The 18,257-nt window shown below is 42.6% G+C and carries 19 protein-coding genes and 1 pseudogene; 14 read left to right on the top strand and 6 right to left on the bottom strand.

Going from position 1 to position 18,257, the window contains the following annotated elements:
- Positions 1-48: 48 nt before the first annotated feature.
- Positions 49-1,689 carry a Lon protease family protein gene (locus ABMY42_RS22125; RefSeq protein ID WP_349266806.1) on the bottom strand — a complete coding sequence of 547 codons (1,641 nt, stop codon included), beginning with the start codon at positions 1,687-1,689 and terminating at the stop codon, positions 49-51.
- 211 nt (positions 1,690-1,900) lie between these two features.
- On the opposite strand from ABMY42_RS22125, the gene matP reads away from it, so the two are divergent.
- From matP to ABMY42_RS22145, 4 genes are all read left to right on the top strand, one after another.
- Positions 1,901-2,350 carry a macrodomain Ter protein MatP gene (matP, locus tag ABMY42_RS22130; protein ID WP_005446823.1) on the top strand — a complete coding sequence of 150 codons (450 nt, stop codon included), beginning with the start codon at positions 1,901-1,903 and terminating at the stop codon, positions 2,348-2,350.
- A gap of 10 nt (positions 2,351-2,360) precedes the next feature.
- A complete protein-coding gene (locus ABMY42_RS22135; RefSeq protein ID WP_005446826.1) occupies positions 2,361-2,672 on the top strand; it encodes a DUF3634 family protein in 312 nt (103 codons plus the stop codon).
- A gap of 114 nt (positions 2,673-2,786) precedes the next feature.
- Complete coding sequence (locus tag ABMY42_RS22140; RefSeq protein WP_005446827.1) at positions 2,787-3,110, top strand: hypothetical protein; 324 nt, start codon at positions 2,787-2,789, stop codon at positions 3,108-3,110.
- 131 nt (positions 3,111-3,241) lie between these two features.
- Positions 3,242-4,456 carry an HDOD domain-containing protein gene (locus ABMY42_RS22145; protein WP_009697843.1) on the top strand — a complete coding sequence of 405 codons (1,215 nt, stop codon included), beginning with the start codon at positions 3,242-3,244 and terminating at the stop codon, positions 4,454-4,456.
- Between the two features lie 120 nt (positions 4,457-4,576).
- On the opposite strand, the pseudogene ABMY42_RS22150 reads toward ABMY42_RS22145, so the two are convergent.
- From ABMY42_RS22150 to ABMY42_RS22165, 4 genes and pseudogenes are all read right to left on the bottom strand, one after another.
- Positions 4,577-5,102 (bottom strand): annotated as a pseudogene (locus ABMY42_RS22150) (helix-turn-helix domain-containing protein); the annotation flags it as partial.
- Between the two features lie 321 nt (positions 5,103-5,423).
- Positions 5,424-7,154: a response regulator gene (locus ABMY42_RS22155; RefSeq protein ID WP_059678567.1), complete on the bottom strand. Its 1,731-nt coding sequence runs from the start codon at positions 7,152-7,154 to the stop codon at positions 5,424-5,426.
- Positions 7,144-8,331, bottom strand: coding sequence for an FIST N-terminal domain-containing protein (locus tag ABMY42_RS22160; RefSeq protein WP_256902169.1), 1,188 nt, complete (start codon positions 8,329-8,331; stop codon positions 7,144-7,146). The genes ABMY42_RS22155 and ABMY42_RS22160 overlap by 11 nt, the downstream gene beginning before the upstream one ends.
- A gap of 113 nt (positions 8,332-8,444) precedes the next feature.
- On the bottom strand, positions 8,445-8,801 hold the full coding sequence (locus ABMY42_RS22165; protein ID WP_005445770.1) for a hypothetical protein: 357 nt from the start codon (positions 8,799-8,801) through the stop codon (positions 8,445-8,447).
- A gap of 256 nt (positions 8,802-9,057) precedes the next feature.
- Here ABMY42_RS22165 and ccoN point away from each other — a divergent pair, with 256 nt between their 5' ends.
- From ccoN to uspE, 10 genes are all read left to right on the top strand, one after another.
- Positions 9,058-10,485 carry a cytochrome-c oxidase, cbb3-type subunit I gene (gene ccoN / locus ABMY42_RS22170; protein ID WP_005445771.1) on the top strand — a complete coding sequence of 476 codons (1,428 nt, stop codon included), beginning with the start codon at positions 9,058-9,060 and terminating at the stop codon, positions 10,483-10,485.
- A 12-nt stretch (positions 10,486-10,497) separates the two neighbouring features.
- Positions 10,498-11,118: a cytochrome-c oxidase, cbb3-type subunit II gene (gene ccoO / locus ABMY42_RS22175; protein ID WP_009697800.1), complete on the top strand. Its 621-nt coding sequence runs from the start codon at positions 10,498-10,500 to the stop codon at positions 11,116-11,118.
- 9 nt (positions 11,119-11,127) lie between these two features.
- The gene (locus tag ABMY42_RS22180) at positions 11,128-11,301 is read left to right on the top strand and encodes a CcoQ/FixQ family Cbb3-type cytochrome c oxidase assembly chaperone (protein WP_005429887.1); all 174 of its coding nucleotides are present in this window, start codon (positions 11,128-11,130) and stop codon (positions 11,299-11,301) included.
- Complete coding sequence (gene ccoP, locus ABMY42_RS22185) at positions 11,301-12,275, top strand: cytochrome-c oxidase, cbb3-type subunit III (RefSeq protein WP_005429865.1); 975 nt, start codon at positions 11,301-11,303, stop codon at positions 12,273-12,275. Before ABMY42_RS22180 ends, ccoP begins: the two co-directional genes overlap by 1 nt.
- An 89-nt stretch (positions 12,276-12,364) precedes the next feature.
- A complete protein-coding gene (locus ABMY42_RS22190) occupies positions 12,365-12,841 on the top strand; it encodes a FixH family protein (protein ID WP_005445775.1) in 477 nt (158 codons plus the stop codon).
- Positions 12,842-12,845: 4 nt separating this feature from the next.
- Positions 12,846-15,209 carry a heavy metal translocating P-type ATPase metal-binding domain-containing protein gene (locus ABMY42_RS22195; protein WP_349266807.1) on the top strand — a complete coding sequence of 788 codons (2,364 nt, stop codon included), beginning with the start codon at positions 12,846-12,848 and terminating at the stop codon, positions 15,207-15,209.
- Positions 15,210-15,223: 14 nt separating this feature from the next.
- Positions 15,224-15,388: a cbb3-type cytochrome oxidase assembly protein CcoS gene (gene ccoS, locus ABMY42_RS22200; protein WP_005429857.1), complete on the top strand. Its 165-nt coding sequence runs from the start codon at positions 15,224-15,226 to the stop codon at positions 15,386-15,388.
- Positions 15,389-15,397: 9 nt separating this feature from the next.
- Positions 15,398-16,075, top strand: a complete 678-nt coding sequence (locus ABMY42_RS22205) for a sulfite exporter TauE/SafE family protein (protein ID WP_005445779.1) — start codon at positions 15,398-15,400, stop codon at positions 16,073-16,075.
- 90 nt (positions 16,076-16,165) lie between these two features.
- A complete protein-coding gene (locus ABMY42_RS22210) occupies positions 16,166-16,912 on the top strand; it encodes an FNR family transcription factor (protein WP_005445781.1) in 747 nt (248 codons plus the stop codon).
- 181 nt (positions 16,913-17,093) lie between these two features.
- Positions 17,094-18,041, top strand: a complete 948-nt coding sequence (gene uspE, locus ABMY42_RS22215) for a universal stress protein UspE (protein WP_349266808.1) — start codon at positions 17,094-17,096, stop codon at positions 18,039-18,041.
- 92 nt (positions 18,042-18,133) lie between these two features.
- On the opposite strand, the gene ABMY42_RS22220 is transcribed toward uspE, so the two are convergent.
- The coding region (locus tag ABMY42_RS22220; protein WP_137406502.1) for a transposase at positions 18,134-18,257 on the bottom strand (124 nt) is incomplete at its 5' end.

The raw sequence follows: 18,257 nt of genomic DNA on the forward strand, positions 1-18,257 counted from the left end.
TAGCTGCATCTTAGTGAACACGTGTACGCTAAACAACTCCGATCAGTACTAGACAAACCAGTTTTTGATGCGCTCCACAATTCCTTCTGGATGCTCATGTCTTTCAAAGTTTTCAATACGTTCGGCAATTTTACCAATGATGCTGTCGTCTTCACCGCGAAATGGTTTAGACATCAGAATGGGAATCGCTTCATCAACAGTAGAAACTGACCAAATATGGAACTCACCATTCTTAATGCTTTCTATGACATCTTTATGTAACGCGAGATGTTTTAGGTTAGATTTAGGCATAATCACACCTTGCTCTCCCGTAAAGCCTTGGTGTTTACATACTTGGTAGAAGCCCTCAATCTTTTCATTCAAGCCTCCAACGGCTTGCACGCGACCAAATTGATCCACTGCACCAGTAACCGCGATCTGTTGATTTACTGGAGATTCTGACAAGGCACTCACCAAACAACATAGCTCTGCTAAGGAGGCACTGTCTCCGTCGACTTCGCTGTATGATTGCTCGAATACAATCGAAGCGGAGTATGGTAGTGGTTCATCAAGATTCAGTGCTGAACTCACAAACGCTTGCATGATCATCATGCCCTTAGCATGTAGGTTGCCGCCAAGTTCTGCTTTGCGTTCGACGTCTGAAATATCACCATCACCAAAGTGAATAACACAAGAAATACGCGCAGGTTCCCCATAGGAGACAGGGTGTCCGGCCATATCAATCACTGTAAGACCATTAATTTGCCCAACCTGTTCGCCGGTCGTCTCAATGATCACTTGTCCATCAAGAATATCGTCCACAGCACGTTGTGGTAGGTAAGATTCACGGTAATATTTATCATCAATAGCACGATCAATATCGTCAAACTCGATACTCGATGAGTTTGAATACTGGCTAGCAAGACCTAACAGCTGGTTGTGCCACAGTACACCGAGAGGCAGATAGTGTTGATCTTCTGTATAGCGCATGCCGGCAAGAATTAATCTTCGGAAGGCTTCGTTACTCAATGCAGGGTGTTGGTATTCATGGCAAATCCAATTGACCAAACCAACGTATTTACTTAGGTTTTCTTGAGATAAGTGGATATCTTCTTCAACCTCAGTATACATCGTCAGACCTGTAGAAAAGTCTTCATCGACATATTCGATTTCCGCTAACTGGTTTCGATCGCCTGTAATGATCAGCTTTACATCGTAGTCTTGTGGTGCAAAAGGCGATGACGCAATTCGATTTGGTGTAAGGTTAATCGGGGCAAAGCTTCCACCTTGAACTGCTGCTTTAATGTTTGGCCAGCGCGCAGCGTTTGCAAGCACTAAGTTGGCAGGAACAACAAGATAACCGCCATCTGCTTTAGACAGTAAGCCAGACTCAAATGTCGTTTGACCATCTTGATTCACGCTGTAGCGATCAAATAACTCTTTGGCATCGAGTGACTCAACTGTCACAACAGGCGCTGACGACTTATTCTTCAATACTTCGCTGACGAAACCACGATAAAGCGCATTATCAGTGCAATTCACTAATAAAATACGGGTTAATCCTCGAACACGAGTAAATCGGTCAATGGTCGCCTCAAGCCTAGGCTGAAGGTCAATAAAGGGCTTAATCGGTAGAGAAGTGGCTTTACTTAAAATCTCTTCGTACTGCTCGAAAGAAGGGGTGACATCTTGCCAGTTAACTTGGTTCATTCAAATTCATCATAATTTAGTCTTGCAAGCATTATAGCGAAACGGCGATCAACTCCCTAGCGACAATTTGACCAATCCAAAAATTCTGCAAATTCAGTTGATTAAACCTTCGACAAATGAGTGATCAACATCGATACTTTTATGAGTTTTATTTGCCGAATCTGCACACTTGGGTTACGCTGTCACCATAAGTGTATTGAGGGTCAGAAGGATGAAATATCAACAGCTTGAAAATTTAGAATGTGGTTGGAAATGGAAGTATCTCATCAAAAAGTGGAAGGATGGTGAAGCCGTTACCCGATACATCGATACGAGCGAAGCCGATGCCGCAATTGCCGAACTTCGTAAACTTGAGCATGAGCCAACCCAAGTTCTTACTTGGATTGAAAACCACATGTCTGAAGAGCTTGATAATAAGCTGAAGCAAGCGATCCGTGCTAAGCGTAAACGTCACTTCAATGCAGAACAAGTCCACACGAAGAAAAAGTCCATCGATCTGGATTATCGAGTGTGGGAAAAACTCTCCAATCGAGCGAACGAGCTAGGCTGTACGTTATCCGATGCTATTGAGTATTTGTTATCAGAGGCATCTCGAAGTGAAAAAGCCAGTATGAAGGTATCGTCGCTGAAAGAAGACTTGAGTAAATTGCTTTCTAGCTAAGGAGTATCAAATGCTTTACGTAATATTGATTGCTGCTGTTGTCATTTTTTGGCTTATCGCCGTAGATAGACCGGTCCTAAAAGTTAAGTTTGAACAAGGGCAAATATCGAAGGTGAAAGGTCACATACCGCCTTCTTTTAAACACAACCTGCAAGACATCGCTGAGCATTCTCCGTTTGATGGCGAAATGAAAGTCTATAACCAACGTACAGGTATGCGCTTAACCTTTTCCAAAGACGTGCCGAAAAAAGTTCAACAACGAATTAGAAACGTTTTTCCTCACCAAGGCTTTAAGTCGACCAAAGGTAAAAAGCGAGCTTAAGAAAACTATCAATTACTTATTCGTGTTAAACGGGACGCATTTAATGTGTCCCATTTTTATATTAGCAAAGTCAGTGAGTTAGAGTTTCACTTTTACGAATCGAAAGGGAACATCATGCGATACACTGTCACGTTTTTGTGCTTTTTATTTGGAATTTCTGTTGCTATAGCTGACGACTCAGAAATCAATCCTGTAGCGAAAAAAATCAAAGCGGAGCTGCAGAAGAAAACTGATAGAGCATTTGATGGTTACCACGGATATTGTGACTTGATGATTGAAATGGAACACAAAGGCAAGAGTGCAACGATCAAGAGAGTTAAAGGAAATGGTGATAAACGCGTATGTCAGTTCACCAAATCAAATGTGAAAATTGGCAAACGTTATCGTTATAAATTCTCTGAAAAGTATATACGACTACACATAACAACGGGCAATTAGCATTCACTAATAATATTTCGATAATTAGCATTCATTTATAAGTGGAATTAATATCACATTCCATTTACTGCGTGTGTCTTTATAGATAAACTTGCCGACAGGAAAATAAAAACAACGTTAGGAATATCAGTTTGTTGCTCACGCAAAAAAATTACACACCAGAAGCAATGGACATCGCGGTCAAAGTATCGAAAGAAGTCGAACTTAGACATGCCAAGTGGCTAGCTAGTATGAACCACCAAGTGGATCAGTCACAAGTGGATAAGCTCCTCAGTTTACAGGGGCGTTATTGTGACGATGTGATCTTTAGTGAAGAAGACAGAATCACGCGCAACCAAAGAATACTTCTCATGTGCGAACAAGAGCGAGTAAAAGAAAAACGCCAAATCGTGGAAGACAAGCAGAAAACACTGCAAAAAGTCATCAGCGATGTATCGAAAGTGGCCGATCGAATGTTAATGAAGAAGCTTGAAACGCTTCCAATTGATAAATTATCGAGCAATATACCCGCATTTGAGTTATTCGCATCGTTTGCCTATTCTCCATCTCTAAGCTTTTCAAAACTGACAGACTTGGCTAACAATAGCCATCAGCTAAGCTCAACGATTATAGATCTGATTGAGAACTCAAGACTGCGTGAGCGAGGGAGTGCGGCTAAAACTAGTTCAGATGCAAGAGTCGCGATTGGGCGCCTTGGAATTGAAAATTGCCGTAAGCTATTCCCGGTTTTAATGGCGCGCCCAATGATGAGATGGTCAGATAATAATACTAAAATCCTGACTCCCAAGTTTTGGCAACAATTGGTTTTGACTGCCAACGTCACCAAAATGCGATTGGAATCGGCAGATGTTCAAGATTCCGATTGTGGTGTTTTGATCGGAACGCTTCGTAGCTTAGGTAGCATCGTATTGATTAATCACTTCACAGATACGTTTGAAGACGCACTCATTGAAGTCATGCTGAACTATAGAAAAACGAACAGGAAAGATGAGTATTATGCCTGTGCCGATGTCCGACCAAATTCCGCTTTCTTGCCTAAAGTCATTGTCGATATGGAAGCTCTGGTGACTAAAAGACTTTTAGAAAACTTTCACTGGTCGAAGAATGTAGAACATATAAAAGTTGCTGTTCTTGAAGACATCGAAAGCAAACCCATCTTAGAGCGCAGTGTCTATGGAGCAGCTTTAGCGCAGGCTAGGGCATATGCAATCTATGATAACTTATCGAGAAGTGAAGTGTTTGCAGAAAAGCACAAACCATTTTGGTTTGCTAACGTCCAGATATCAGGGGAAGCATTGTCATCAATTAGAATGAGTGCTCCAGGAAAGATGACTCTTATGATGTAAAAGAGTTACAGTGTCACAAAAAAAACTCAAAGCGACTGTAACAAGTCGCTTTTTTAATGTCATAAGAAAATGAATAAACAAGTGACACCTCAGTATTGTTGAAGAACACAAGGTTACGACGTCACTAATGCTTAACTGTAAGTTCATCAAACGTCCAGTCACATCATTGATAAAGACTAATAGACAGCATTTGTCAGATCGTCCTTCAAACCAATCGTGGTAAGAGCCATCAATTTGAACGAGCTCGCCTAAACAATCACGTCGGTAGCGAGGTTGGTAAACTTTAGGCTTGCGTTGCGAATGCGGTGTCCATAAACCATCTGCAATCATCCAACTTCGTAAGGTCTCGTTAGATACTGGAAGACTATGTAACTCCGTTAGTTTTTCTCTGGCAAGTGTTGGAGAAAAATCAGAATAGTGATCACGAATCAGTTTTAAAACTGTGTCTCGGTAGCCACTGGGATAGCGGTTATTACTTGGCTTACCTCGAGCTTGGTGAGTCAATCCTACAGCACCGAGTTCTCTCAGGCGATTCATAAGCCTCTGAACTTGGCGAACACTCAAATCAAGGATGTCTGCCGCGTCGACTCCTACGATCGCAAATATCTTGGATTACTTTAAAACGATTGATATCAGAATCATTCATAGTAACTAGCATCTTAAACGTATCCTTAGCTGGTTGTAAGCAAAGCTTAGTGACTACGAACTAAAGAGACATTTTAACTTTTTAACTTTGGTAAATAGTGACATTACAACTTTGCGCCTACAAAATCAGTGCGCATTATGTATATTATGTTAAATAGAATGTCAACGTACGCCAATTCTTTCTTCGTTTGGGCTCCTATCCCTCTCAGATTTTAAAATATGAGGCTTTTTATGAGTGTCATTAAACATAACCGCGATTTACCATAAAATACTTAATATAGATCTTAATAATCTTACGATTGTTAAGATCTATATTAATTCGCTACGCGATCTCCACTAATGAATGGATCGCTTCGTAGATATCCTGTCTGCGAACTGGCTTTGATACAAATCCGTCCATGCCAGCTTTCATACATGTCGCTTTATCACTCTCAAGCGCGTGTGCAGTCAATGCGATGATTGGTGTTTTGATTCCTTTCTTTCTGATAAGTCTTGTCGCTGTAATGCCATCCATAACGGGCATCGACACATCCATTAAAATGATATCGATGTCTTGTGTTTGTTGCTCCAAAAACGTTAAGGCTTCCGCGCCGTGGCTGGCAATAAATACATTGTGCCCGAGTTTATTCAGAATAAGCTTTATCACTAACTGGTTAGATTCAGTATCTTCCACGACTAAAATGTTGGTCGACTTTGATGGCTGATTTGATTCTATCTTTACCGGTCTTTCTTGGTTAGTCCTGGTAAGAACCGGGATTTTGACTGTAAAAAGAGAGCCGACTCTCTCTTCACTTTTTACAGAAATTGAACCTCGCATCATCTCAACAAGGTGTTTAGTGATGGCAAGTCCAAGCCCAGTACCACCGAATCGACGAGTAATGGAGCTGTCGCCTTGATGAAAAGCTGTAAACAAATGACCAATTTTAGCTTGAGGGATTCCTATCCCAGTATCTGCGACAGATATGATGATTTCACCATTGCTTTCTAGCACAGAAACATGCACATCTCCAAAGTCTGTAAACTTAATCGCGTTTCCAATCAAGTTAAAAAGCACCTGTGATATACGAGTAGAATCAATCCAGTACTGTTTATTTCTATCTAGATTGCAGTGTAGGTCAAAGCTCAAACTTTTGCTTGTAGCCACTTGTTTTTGTTGAGAAACAATTAGTGTTACCGCGTCACTTAAGTCTGTCCACTGTTCATTTAAATGAAAGCTTCCTGACTCTATCTTTGATAAATCCAAAATGTCGCTGATAATCGCCAATAGCAAATCTGCAGAGCATTCCATTTGGTTCAATACGTCTGACTGGGCATCGGTTAAAGTTGATTGTCTCAAGATGTCTAACATCCCCAGAACTGAGTTCAAAGGCGTTCGAATTTCATGACTCATCATGGCCAAAAACTCAGACTTCGATTGGTTAGCTCTTTCTGCTTCTTCTCTAGCCCGTGCTAATTGAGACGTCCTCACCTCAACGATACGTTGTAACTTCTCTTTGGTTTCAATATCGATAACAGCCCTTTCAATTAAGGGTCTAAAACGCCTTAACGTTTCTTTGTTTTCAATACTGAAGTGACCTTTTTGAGCTCCAACAAGGATGATAATAGTCTGGGTTACTTCAGATCGAATGCCCGTAAGTAGCATTGAATTCACGTGGCTTTTAATAAAGGAGTTTAAGCTCTCAAACTCCTTTAATCGCATCGGCTCGAACAACAAAATACATTCGCCATTAAGAGCCCTTTCCGACGCGTTACCCGGTAACCAATCTGCTCTATCAAAAACACTATTTGTTGATAATAACGTCTTGAAGTTTTGTCTATTACAGTCGCGGGTAATGACGATGAAGTCATCAAAATCAATGTACTTCTTTAGAACACTGTTTAGACCGGAGAAAATCTCGTGACGGTTTCGAGCTTCACTCATTGCAGAGATTGCTGACAGAATGGCTTTGTTTTCATCAGCCAATAACTTCTCACGTTGCCTTGCCTCTTTGAGTTCGACAAGTGCCTCTTGTAACGCTTCCTGCTGGTATATCTCTAAATATTTATCTTTCATAAGGTTTATGGAATATCGCTGATGATATCATCAGGTTTCCATGTCCATTCTCACCACCTATAAATCTTCCTTGCTCACCAAAAGTAAACGGGCAAATAAAAGGCAGGTTCTCTAATTCCTGATTAATTTGTTCACAAACACTGTTGATGTCCTGTTTTAAGTGCAACATAGGACCAGCACAAAAGATATTGATCACCCCTATCTTTCGAGATTCCTCTAACTTTTGATTGAATGCAGCGTTCACAACTCTCGCCGCTCTTGCGACAAGATGCTGGCGACTACCTTGCATCAACGTTAGCATTTCGCCTTCTTCAATATCGGTGAAAAGCTCAATGCCACCTTGTTCAGTTTCTCTTATCGGGTGTGAGAGTTTGTAGTAAGGTCTCTCATACAATTGACCCGCGATGCGCCCTAACGGATATGCACTTGAGTTAGTGAACAGGAAGCTTTCTCTATCAGTTTGTGTTTGTTGATGATTTGTCCACGCTCGATATACATCGAGAGCAGGTTGATTATCTATCTCGAGTAAGATGCGACCTTTCGTTTTCGTCGCAATACCAGTTATCCCTGTTGGCGAGTGTCCTGCGCTGAATGCGATATCGACCGGCTGTGAGGAGTAAAACAACGTTAAGCTCACGCCATTTTGTTCGTACCCTTGAGAGGTAATAATTGACCAATTACCTTCAATGTTATTGTCAGCAGCAGAACCACCAATGATTGGGACTAATGTTCCGAACCGACTGTCAATGCATTCTATGACAGATTCTTCATTCCCAGGTGTCGCATGTAAGAGAATTAAGTTAGGAACCTCACCTACTCTATCTGCATGAAATAAAGCCATATTCAGCGCTTGGTCTACGCTGGATTCAATATCCGTACTATAAGTTGAAATTCCTGTCCCGTAAGAATGTAAACCTGAGTCATAGATCGCGAGTATCGCAATGGTAGGACCTTGATGGTAACCATGGTTAGTCATGATAGCTTGGCATGAGCTAGCACCATGGAATGGAATGTCAGGAAACAGGTCGGAGAATGCGTACTGAATTGCTCTGAAGTCGTACTCTTCAGTGTAGTAGCAAATGATATGTGAGAGATTCTCCTCACTGAGTTCAGAGCGAAATTCTTCTATCGCTAAATATTCGTCGGTGATATGAGTAAATAATGATTGGCACTGCATACGGTTTTATTATTGGTTATCACTTTACTGTTATACCACTGCAAATTTTTACTGCTAGGCAAGAAAGCATTAATTGCATAAACAAGATGCAATTATCTCGCGTCAGATCAGATTTATAAATGAACTTGGACAATATTTTCATTTAATTTGATATTAATCGCTTTTGTTTCCGAAATACTATTCCAATTGATGTCTCGATATTTATCGTTGAGATTAATAAATTCACCAGATTGATTTAGATCAATTTTTATACTGCGATTTTCTGGGCTTTCGATTGAAAAGCCTTTCGAAGTCTTATTTATAGTGATTTTTGATACACCAATTGTTACATCACATCGTTGTTTTTGTGAACAGTCCACCTCTTTGCTCGTCTCATAAGTAAAGGTGCGCCAGAAAAAGGCACCGATTAAAAGACTGAGCATGATTAAGATTTGTGCAAGTCTCGCCTTTGTTAACTTTTGTGCGGCCATAATTCCTAATATCCTTGTTACAAACTTCAAACTTTTTAAATAAAAAATGATTTCCAGAGGTCTTGTAAGGTTACTACTCTGTCATTGAAATGTTAATTCAAGTATAGTGTCACGCTGAAAATGCCACTTTTTATTAAAGTCAGCAATGGAAATAAAGTGATGATAACACTTGAATTCTAGAGTTTACTTGGGTGGTGTTACGACGCAAGTCGTGTTGGAAGTAAAGTGTAGTTAATTAGAAATTGGAAGCATGCAAATGAGCCAAGTAAAGCAGCTTGAACAAAACTACAACTATACAGTCGTTCGCCAATTCACCCTTGTGACCATTTTATGGGGCATAGTTGGTATGGCTGTTGGTGTTTTGATTGCCGCTCAGTTAGTTTGGCCACAGCTAAACTTTGATACGCCGTGGTTGACGTACAGTCGTTTACGTCCATTGCATACTAATGCGGTAATTTTTGCGTTTGGTACCAGTGCTCTGTTCGCAACATCTTATTATGTTGTTCAGCGCACCTGTCAAACACGTCTTTTTGGTGGCCCACTCGTTGCCTTCACCTTTTGGGGTTGGCAAGCAATTATCCTAGCCGCAGCAATCACCCTACCTTTAGGTTTAACCTCTGGTAAGGAATATGCTGAGTTAGAATGGCCTATTGATATCGCAATCGCGATAGTATGGGTATCTTACGCAGTCGTGTTCTTTGGAACATTGGTCAAGCGTAATACCTCTCACATCTACGTGGCTAACTGGTTCTTCGGTGCCTTTATCCTAACAGTAGCAGTACTTCACATCGTGAACAGCATGGCTATCCCTGTGTCACTTGGTAAATCGTACTCGATTTATTCTGGTGCAGTGGATGCAATGGTTCAATGGTGGTATGGGCACAACGCGGTAGGTTTCCTACTGACCGCTGGTTTCCTAGGTATGATGTACTACTTTGTCCCTAAACAAGCTGAACGTCCTGTTTACTCTTACCGTTTATCTATCGTTCACTTCTGGGCACTGATTTCCCTATACATCTGGGCTGGTCCTCACCATCTGCATTACACAGCATTACCTGACTGGACTCAGTCTCTTGGTATGGTGATGTCTTTGGTTCTATTTGCTCCATCTTGGGGTGGTATGATCAACGGTATCATGACGCTGTCTGGCGCATGGCATAAGCTTCGCTACGACCCTATCCTACGTTTCCTAATCGTTTCATTGTCTTTCTACGGTATGTCTACTTTCGAAGGTCCAATGATGTCTATTAAGACAGTAAACGCGCTATCGCACTACACAGACTGGACCATTGGTCACGTTCACTCTGGTGCACTAGGTTGGGTTGCAATGGTTTCAATTGGTTCTGTATATCACCTTGTCCCTCGTCTATTTGGTCAAGAGCGTATGTACTCTGTAAGCCTAATCAATGTTCACTTCTGGTTGGCGACTATCGGTACTGTTCTTTACATCGTAGCGATGTGGATCTCAGGTGTAATGCAAGGTCTAATGTGGCGCGCAGTTAACTCTGACGGCACACTAACATACAGCTTTGTAGAATCTGTAGAAGCATCTTACCCGTTCTACTTCGTACGTTTCTTAGGTGGTTTCATCTTCCTATCAGGTATGTTCCTAATGGCATACAACACGTACAAGACGGTAACTGCGCCTAAAGAAAGCTTAAAAGCTATCCCTCAACCGGCATAAGGAGATTAAAGAATGAGTAATAATTCGAATAATCGCCACGAAATCCTAGAACGCAATGTCGGTTTGTTGGCTATTTTCATCGTCTTTGCAATCAGTTGGGGTGCGCTTGTTGAAATCACTCCTCTGATTTTCCAGAAGCAAACGACGGAGCCTGTAGAAAATCTACGAGCTTACACTCCTCTGGAAATGGAAGGTCGTGACATATACATCCGTGAAGGTTGTAACGTGTGTCACAGCCAGATGATTCGTCCTTTCCGTTCTGAAACAGAGCGCTACGGTCACTACTCTGTCGCTGGTGAGAGCGTTTGGGAACACCCATTCCTATGGGGTTCTAAGCGTACAGGTCCAGATTTGGCACGCGTAGGTGGACGTTACTCTGACGAATGGCATCGTGTTCACCTTATTGACCCGCGAGAGCTAGTACCAGAATCAAACATGCCAGGCTTCCCTTGGCTTGAAGAGAACGTACTAGACGGCAAGCTGACACAGAAGAAACTAGAAATCTTCCGTGACCAGTTCGGTGTCCCTTATAAGGATGAAGAAATCGCGAATGCGGCTAAAGAAGTAGAAGGTAAAACAGAGATGGATGCAATCATCGCTTACCTTCAGTCTCTTGGTCATGCAATGAAGTAAGGGGGTCATATGGATTTCGGTACAATTCATAGTATTTATACCGTTGTGCTCTTCGCTAGTTTTATTGGCATCGTATGGTGGGCATTTGGTAAGAAGCGTAAAGCACGCTTTGAGGAAGATGCTAACTTGGTGTTTGCTGACGAAGAACAAACGACCCCAAATAACCAAGGAGTGAAGAAGTAATGACTACATTCTGGAGTCTCTGGATTATCGTGATTACTGTCGGTACGCTAGTAGGCTGTGCGATCCTCCTGACTTGGTGCGCTAAAGACAAAATGGGCGTCGAGGAAGGGGAAGACATGGGCCACGAGTACGATGGTATTCGCGAGCTTAATAACCCTCTACCAAAATGGTGGACATACTTGTTTGTGAGCACGTTTGTGTTTGCTGCTGTATACCTGACCCTATTTCCAGGTCTAGGTAGCTTCAAAGGTGTCCTAAACTGGCAGAGTTCAGATCAAACTGTACGTACGTTGGAAGAGTCGAAAGAAGCCATCGCACGAGCACAAGAAAACAAGCAACTTAACCAATACGCTAAAGAGCTAGATGATGCTGATGCATACTTCGGTGAAGCATTCCGCGCACTTGCTCACAACGCAGATGGTCTACGCCCTATCCCTGAGATTGCGCAAGATCCTGAAGCAATTAAAGTTGGTCAACGTTTGTTCCTACAGAACTGTTCGCAATGTCATGGCTCTGATGCTCGTGGTCAAAAAGGTTTCCCTAACCTAACTGACGACGCATGGTTATATGGCGGTGAGCCAGCGGCTATCGTGACTACTATCATGCAAGGCCGTATCGGTCAGATGCCAGCGTGGAAAGATGCACTTGGCGAACAAGGTGTTCAAGAAGTTGTAAGCTACACGCTAAGCCTTTCTGGTCGTAAAGTGAACGCACGTGAAGCGGAAGCCGGCAAAGCTCGTTTCGTTGTGTGTGCAGCTTGTCACGGCACCGATGGTAAAGGCAACCCTGCTGTAGGTGCACCAGACCTAACTGACCAAGATTGGTTATTCGGCGATTCACGCGCTGCAGTAACAGAAACAGTTATGAACGGTCGCTCTGGTGTGATGCCAGCTTGGAAGGACATTCTAGGCGAAGACAAAGTTCAACTTGTCGCGGCATACGTCTGGAGTTTAAGCAACTCTGACAATAAGTAACATTTCAATAACAGCCCCTTTCATAGGGGCTGTCTTTCCTTTAAATTTAAAGCCTTACATTTTTTCATTTAGCTGTTGAGAACTTTTTTATGGTAAAGCCTTGGTATAAACAATTTTGGCCGTGGTTCCTGATCATCCTGCCTCTAACTGTTGTGGTATGGACAATCGTTACAGTGGTCGTATTCGCCAATAACTCAGTTTCTTTGGTCGCCGAGGATTACTATAAAAAAGGCAAAGGCATCAATATCGATATCAGTAAAATGAATGTCGCTCGTGACCTTGGTCTTAACGCTACTGTTTCGTCTGATAACAACACAGTGGTTATCTCTTTCAATAAAGGTGAATTACCGCACTTCCCTGCACTAACAGCGACATTCACGCACCGTACATTGCCAGACCGTGATTTCACTAAGCTACTTACTGCTGATGCGAAAGGTAACTATCGTTTAACGCCAGAAAACTCTATTCAAGGTCCTTGGTTCGTTGAGCTTGAACCGCATAACAAAGAATGGATGATTCAAGGTCGCGTCGAATTCCCAGCACAACCAACAACATTAATGAAGTAAGCCTATGTGTAAATCCTGTTATCACTGTGGTGAAGATGTACCAGCCAACACGGATTTCAAAGTAGAAATATTAGGTGAAATTCGCGACATGTGTTGCCCGGGTTGTGAAACAGTGGCGCAAACCATTGTTGATAGTGGTCTTGTCTCCTATTACCAATATCGAACTGCGCCAGCAGAAAAGGCGGATCTAGTCCCCGAGCAACTCCAAGCTCTCATCCATTATGACAATGAGGACGTTCAGTCAGAGTTCGTTCGTAACCACGAGAACACTTCTGAAGTAACCCTTTCTTTAGAAGGCGTGTCCTGCGCTGCTTGTGCGTGGCTGATCGAAAAGCAAGTTTCCGGCGTTAAAGGATTGGTTTCTATTCGTGTAAATACCACCACTAACCGAGCTTTACTTGCATGGGATAAGACACAAGTACGTCTGAGCGAGTTACTATCAGTGATTCACAAGCTTGGTTACAAAGCAGCACCTTTTGAGGCAGACAAGCAAGAAGCTGCCTACCACCATACGATGAAACAGTACCTTTATCGTTTAGGTATCGCAGGTCTTGCAACCATGCAAGTAATGATGCTTGCAGTAGCATTGTATTTGGAAGTTTTTGGCGATTTGGAGCCAGAGTTTAAAAACTACTTTCGATGGGTAAGCTTAATCTTCGCAACACCTGTACTGCTCTATTCAGCGCTTCCCTTTTACCTCAATGCATGGCGAAGTATCAAAGGTCGAACCCTTGGTATGGATGTTCCTGTTTCCATTGCGCTGATTTTTGCTTATGTGGCGAGCTTAGTCGCAACAGTGACTGAGCAAGGCGAAGTGTTCTTTGAATCTATCTCGATGTTTACCTTCTTCTTGTTGGTCGGTCGATTCTTAGAAATGCGCGCTCGTCGCAAAGCAGCTGCGGCTAGCGGTAACCTTCTTAAGTTAATCCCTGCAATAGCGACAACACTAGACGGTGAACAAATTCCGGTGAAAACCCTAAAGGTTGGCGATCGCATTCGCGTTCTTCCTGGCGAACATATTCCTGCCGACGGTAAAGTGATTTCTGGTCGTATCCATATCGATGAATCGATGCTGACCGGCGAATCTGTTCACGTGGTTAAGAAAGCAGGAGATGCAGTTTACGCGGGAACATTAAATGGAGACGAATCGTTCGAACTTGAAGTGACGAATTCTAAAGCAGATTCAATGATTTCTAATATCGTTCGTCTTCAAGATGAAGCCCAACATTCCAAACCAAAAATCGCAGAAATTGCCGACGTAGTAGCGCGCTATTTTGTTGGCGCAATTCTAATCATTTCTGCAGGGACTTGGTTCTACTGGCACCAAACTAAACCCGATGATGCATTCTGGATTATGCTCTCTGTTCTGGTTGCTACTTGTCCATGCGCCCTATCTCTAGCGACACCAACCGCGTTAACGTGTGCAACTTCTCGTATGGGTAACTTTGGTATCTTGTTACGTAAAGGGCATGTTTTCGAAACGCTGTGTAAGATTAATCATCTTGTCGTGGATAAGACCGGCACCTTGACTAAAGGCGATATCGAGATTAGTGAAACCAAAACTTTAGCTGAGTTAGATAAGTCAGTGGCATTAGCTCTTGCTGCGGCACTTGAGGCGCATGCAAATCACCCTATCGCACGAGCATTTTCTGGTTTTGGTCATGAAGATATCTACGTCGATAAGGTTCAAAACGTCATTGGTTCTGGTATTCAAGGTGTTTGGAACAACAAGACAGTAAAAATTGGCAGTGCTAATTTTGTTGTTGGTGAAAACCGAGATGAAAGCAATGCTGTGTATCTTTCTGTAAACGAAGAACATGTGGCGACCTTTTACTACCGAGATCCCATTCGTAAAGAGAGTAAAGCATTCATCCAACGCTTTGCTGACGCTGGTATTACAACTACCTTATTGACAGGCGATTCATTACAAAATGCCCAGCCTGTTGCAGATGAAATGGGTATCGACCATGTGATCGCATCGGCAAAACCAGAAGACAAACTCGCGTATCTTAAAAGACTAGATCAAGACGATATCACCATGATGGTTGGCGATGGCATCAATGATGCGCCTACGCTGGCTGGTGCGCACCTTTCTGTAGCGATGGGTGGTGGTACGGACGTCGCTAAAGCTTCTGCAGATATGACGCTCCTAGGCGATAATTTAGAAAAGCTATTAGAAGCAAGGTTGCTTGCAATACGTACAAGAAAGATAATTCGAGAAAACTTGGCTTGGTCTTTGGGCTACAACCTGCTAATTTTGCCGCTTGCTGTTGCAGGCTTAGTCGCCCCCTACGTCGCCGTAGTCGGTATGTCAGCGAGTTCTATTATCGTTGTATCCAACTCGTTGCGACTGCTTAAAGAGAAGTAAGTGAGAGATCAAACATGGAAAGTCTTTACATATTAATCCCTATCGCCATTGTGTTGGTCTGTGTCGCCGTTGCTATTTTTCTTTGGGCTGTTCGTAGCGACCAGTTTGAAGATCTAGAGCGACAAGGTCACAACATTCTTCTTGATGAAGACGAAAAACCAAATAATAAAAAACAATAGCGTTATTCTATGAGCCCAGACTTTATTGGTGCATTTATGATCGGTCTCGTTGGGGCTGGTCATTGCATGGGAATGTGTGGCGGTATCGCCTCTCTACTCTCCATGGGCGCACCGAACAATAAACCTTCTTCCTCTATTCCCCTTTTCTATAACGTTGGCAGACTCGCAAGCTACGCGTTAATTGGGGCAATTGTTGGTGGTGCTATATCAGGTCTTTCAGAGTTGAGCGGTTTAACCCAGTCTCTCGCTTGGCTTCGATTTGTCGCCGCGCTTTTCATGATCTTAGTCGCCCTATATATCGCAAAATGGTGGCAAGGACTGCTTGTTATTGAGAAAGCTGGTCAACATATCTGGAAGTTCATCTCTCCAGCAGGAAAACGCTTGTTGCCACTGAAGCACCCAATGTATGCCTTTCCATTTGGCTTTATTTGGGGCTGGTTACCGTGTGGACTAGTATACTCGGCGTTAACCTGGTCTGCAGTTTCAGGAGACGCTTTAAACGGCGGATTAATCATGCTGTCGTTTGGTCTCGGAACTCTTCCATCAATGCTTGCCATCGGATATGGTGCGAGCCATTTTCAGAAGTTGCAAAAATCGTTAATATTTAGAAACATCTCTGCATTAATCCTAATAAGCTATGGCATGTATACTGCCGCCGGCGCGATGCGAATGCTTGGTTTCATATAGCATCAAAGTCGTTTTCCATCATTTTTTTGCTACCCTTTAGAAGTAAGCGGTGATAAAATATTGATGTATATCAAATAGTGAAAGGTTGTTATGATTTCTGAAAAACCTGCAACAAAGCGTATCCAATCAGGTGGTTGCGCGATTCATTGCCAAGATTGTAGCATTAGCCAACTGTGTATTCCGTTCACTCTAAACGAGTCTGAACTGGATCAGTTGGATCAAATCATCGAGCGTAAAAAGCCAATCCAAAAAGGCCAAGAGCTTTTTAAAGCAGGTGATGAGCTAAAATCTCTGTACGCTATCCGCTCTGGCACAATCAAGAGCTACACCATTACAGAACAAGGCGATGAGCAAATTACTGCGTTTCACTTAGCAGGTGACCTTGTAGGTTTTGACGCAATCACGGGCGATCTACACCCAAGTTTTGCTCAAGCACTTGAAACTTCAATGGTTTGTGAGATTCCTTACGAAATCCTTGATGACCTATCAGGCAAAATGCCTAAGCTTCGTCAGCAGATCATGCGTCTAATGAGTAGCGAAATTAAAGGTGACCAAGAAATGATCCTTCTGCTTTCTAAAAAGAATGCTGAAGAACGTCTTGCGGCTTTCCTTTACAACCTATCAACACGTTTCTCGCAACGTGGTTTTAGCCCTCGAGAGTTCCGTCTAACCATGACTCGTGGTGATATTGGTAACTACCTCGGTCTAACAGTTGAAACCATCAGCCGCCTACTTGGTCGCTTCCAGAAATCTGAAATTCTGAGCGTAAAAGGTAAGTACATCACCATCTTAGATCACGATGCATTGATGGAACTTGCTGGCGTCAGCAAAGACTAATTTGCCCTATCAATTGATGTAGCTCGAAAATGAGCTACATCATATTTCTTCCAAAATCCCTTCGAAAGTCCTCAAATTCTTCCCCAAACTGAGCTACAGTAAAAATGTACCTTGTGTACTCCAATATACTGATTTACCTTATATTCAGTATTTGGTTTTACAATAATAAGTGGGCTTAGATATGAGTATATACAGTAAGATCCTTGTTGTTGCTGACATCAATAATGATGAGCAGCCAGCACTTGCAAGAGCAGTTCAACTCGCTCGAAAAAGTGTATCCAGAAGCCGAATCACTTTCTTTCTGTCAATCTACGATTTTTCGTATGACATGACCTCAATGCTGTCGGTCGATGAAAGAGATGCTATGCGTCGCGGTGTTATCCACCAACGTGAACAATGGATGCGTAAGATAGCCCAACCGTATTTAGACGATAGCTTCGACTTTGATGTTTGTGTTGTTTGGCATAATCGCCCTTATGAAGCGATCATTGCTGAAGTCTTTGCTGGCGGTCACGACATCGTTATTAAAGGAACGCGTAAACACGATGTTCTAGAATCCGTCATTTTCACTCCTACAGATTGGCATTTGTTGCGTAAGTGCCCTATCCCTGTACTTTTGATTAAAAATGCTGATTGGCCAGAGCATGCGAAGATTCTTGCTTCTGTCCATGTTGGTTCTGAAAACCCTACGCACATTGACTTGAACGATTCGATGGTCGAGCGTCTAAAAGAAATCACTAATCGTCTTGATGCAGACCCGTATCTTGTTAATGCTTATCCGGTTACACCGGCGAATATCACGATCGAATTGCCTGAGTTTGACCCAACGACGTATACCGACGCAGTGCGTGGTCATCACTTAACAGCAATGAAAGCGCTTCGCCAAAAACACGGACTGGATGAAGAGCAAACTATCGTTGAGCAAGGCTTACCAGAAGACATCATCCCTGCAATGGCTGAAAAGCTAAATGCGGCAATGGTTATTCTTGGTACAACCGGACGCACAGGGCTTTCTGCAGTGTTTATTGGTAACACGGCAGAGCATGTGATTGATAAGATCAATTGTGACGTACTGGCATTGAAACCAAACGGTTATATCAGTCCACTTGATCCAAATACGGCGACTTAATAAGTTGTAACGTTATCCAGAAATAAAAATCCCCCAATAACTGGGGGATTTTTTATGTCTATCATTGCGTTATACACGTAATAAAAAGGGGTTCATCGCGGCTTTCCGGGGAAAGCCGCTTTTATCTTTAAGAAGAAATAATCGGTATCTCGATAGCCATACCCCATCCGCTTGATTAACTTTATCTTGTTATTTATCCCTTCAAGCGTACAGGTA

This window comes from Vibrio sp. SSH13-20 (assembly GCF_040104475.1).
In the GTDB taxonomy this organism is placed as follows: domain Bacteria; phylum Pseudomonadota; class Gammaproteobacteria; order Enterobacterales; family Vibrionaceae; genus Vibrio; species Vibrio harveyi.

Excerpts from the sequence above, each read along its gene's own strand:
- ABMY42_RS22180 (WP_005429887.1), top strand. The coding sequence starts at position 11,128 with ATGGATTTCGGTACAATTCATAGTATTTATACCGTTGTGCTCTTCGCT.
- ABMY42_RS22160 (WP_256902169.1), bottom strand. The coding sequence starts at position 8,331 with ATGCAGTGCCAATCATTATTTACTCATATCACCGACGAATATTTAGCG.
- uspE (WP_349266808.1), top strand. The coding sequence starts at position 17,094 with ATGAGTATATACAGTAAGATCCTTGTTGTTGCTGACATCAATAATGAT.
- ABMY42_RS22135 (WP_005446826.1), top strand. The coding sequence starts at position 2,361 with ATGCTTTACGTAATATTGATTGCTGCTGTTGTCATTTTTTGGCTTATC.
- ABMY42_RS22155 (WP_059678567.1), bottom strand. The coding sequence starts at position 7,154 with ATGAAAGATAAATATTTAGAGATATACCAGCAGGAAGCGTTACAAGAG.
- ccoS (WP_005429857.1), top strand. The coding sequence starts at position 15,224 with ATGGAAAGTCTTTACATATTAATCCCTATCGCCATTGTGTTGGTCTGT.
- ABMY42_RS22125 (WP_349266806.1), bottom strand. The coding sequence starts at position 1,689 with ATGAACCAAGTTAACTGGCAAGATGTCACCCCTTCTTTCGAGCAGTAC.
- ccoP (WP_005429865.1), top strand. The coding sequence starts at position 11,301 with ATGACTACATTCTGGAGTCTCTGGATTATCGTGATTACTGTCGGTACG.
- ABMY42_RS22140 (WP_005446827.1), top strand. The coding sequence starts at position 2,787 with ATGCGATACACTGTCACGTTTTTGTGCTTTTTATTTGGAATTTCTGTT.
- ABMY42_RS22195 (WP_349266807.1), top strand. The coding sequence starts at position 12,846 with ATGTGTAAATCCTGTTATCACTGTGGTGAAGATGTACCAGCCAACACG.
- ABMY42_RS22210 (WP_005445781.1), top strand. The coding sequence starts at position 16,166 with ATGATTTCTGAAAAACCTGCAACAAAGCGTATCCAATCAGGTGGTTGC.
- ABMY42_RS22165 (WP_005445770.1), bottom strand. The coding sequence starts at position 8,801 with ATGGCCGCACAAAAGTTAACAAAGGCGAGACTTGCACAAATCTTAATC.
- ccoO (WP_009697800.1), top strand. The coding sequence starts at position 10,498 with ATGAGTAATAATTCGAATAATCGCCACGAAATCCTAGAACGCAATGTC.
- ccoN (WP_005445771.1), top strand. The coding sequence starts at position 9,058 with ATGAGCCAAGTAAAGCAGCTTGAACAAAACTACAACTATACAGTCGTT.
- ABMY42_RS22205 (WP_005445779.1), top strand. The coding sequence starts at position 15,398 with ATGAGCCCAGACTTTATTGGTGCATTTATGATCGGTCTCGTTGGGGCT.
- matP (WP_005446823.1), top strand. The coding sequence starts at position 1,901 with ATGAAATATCAACAGCTTGAAAATTTAGAATGTGGTTGGAAATGGAAG.
- ABMY42_RS22190 (WP_005445775.1), top strand. The coding sequence starts at position 12,365 with ATGGTAAAGCCTTGGTATAAACAATTTTGGCCGTGGTTCCTGATCATC.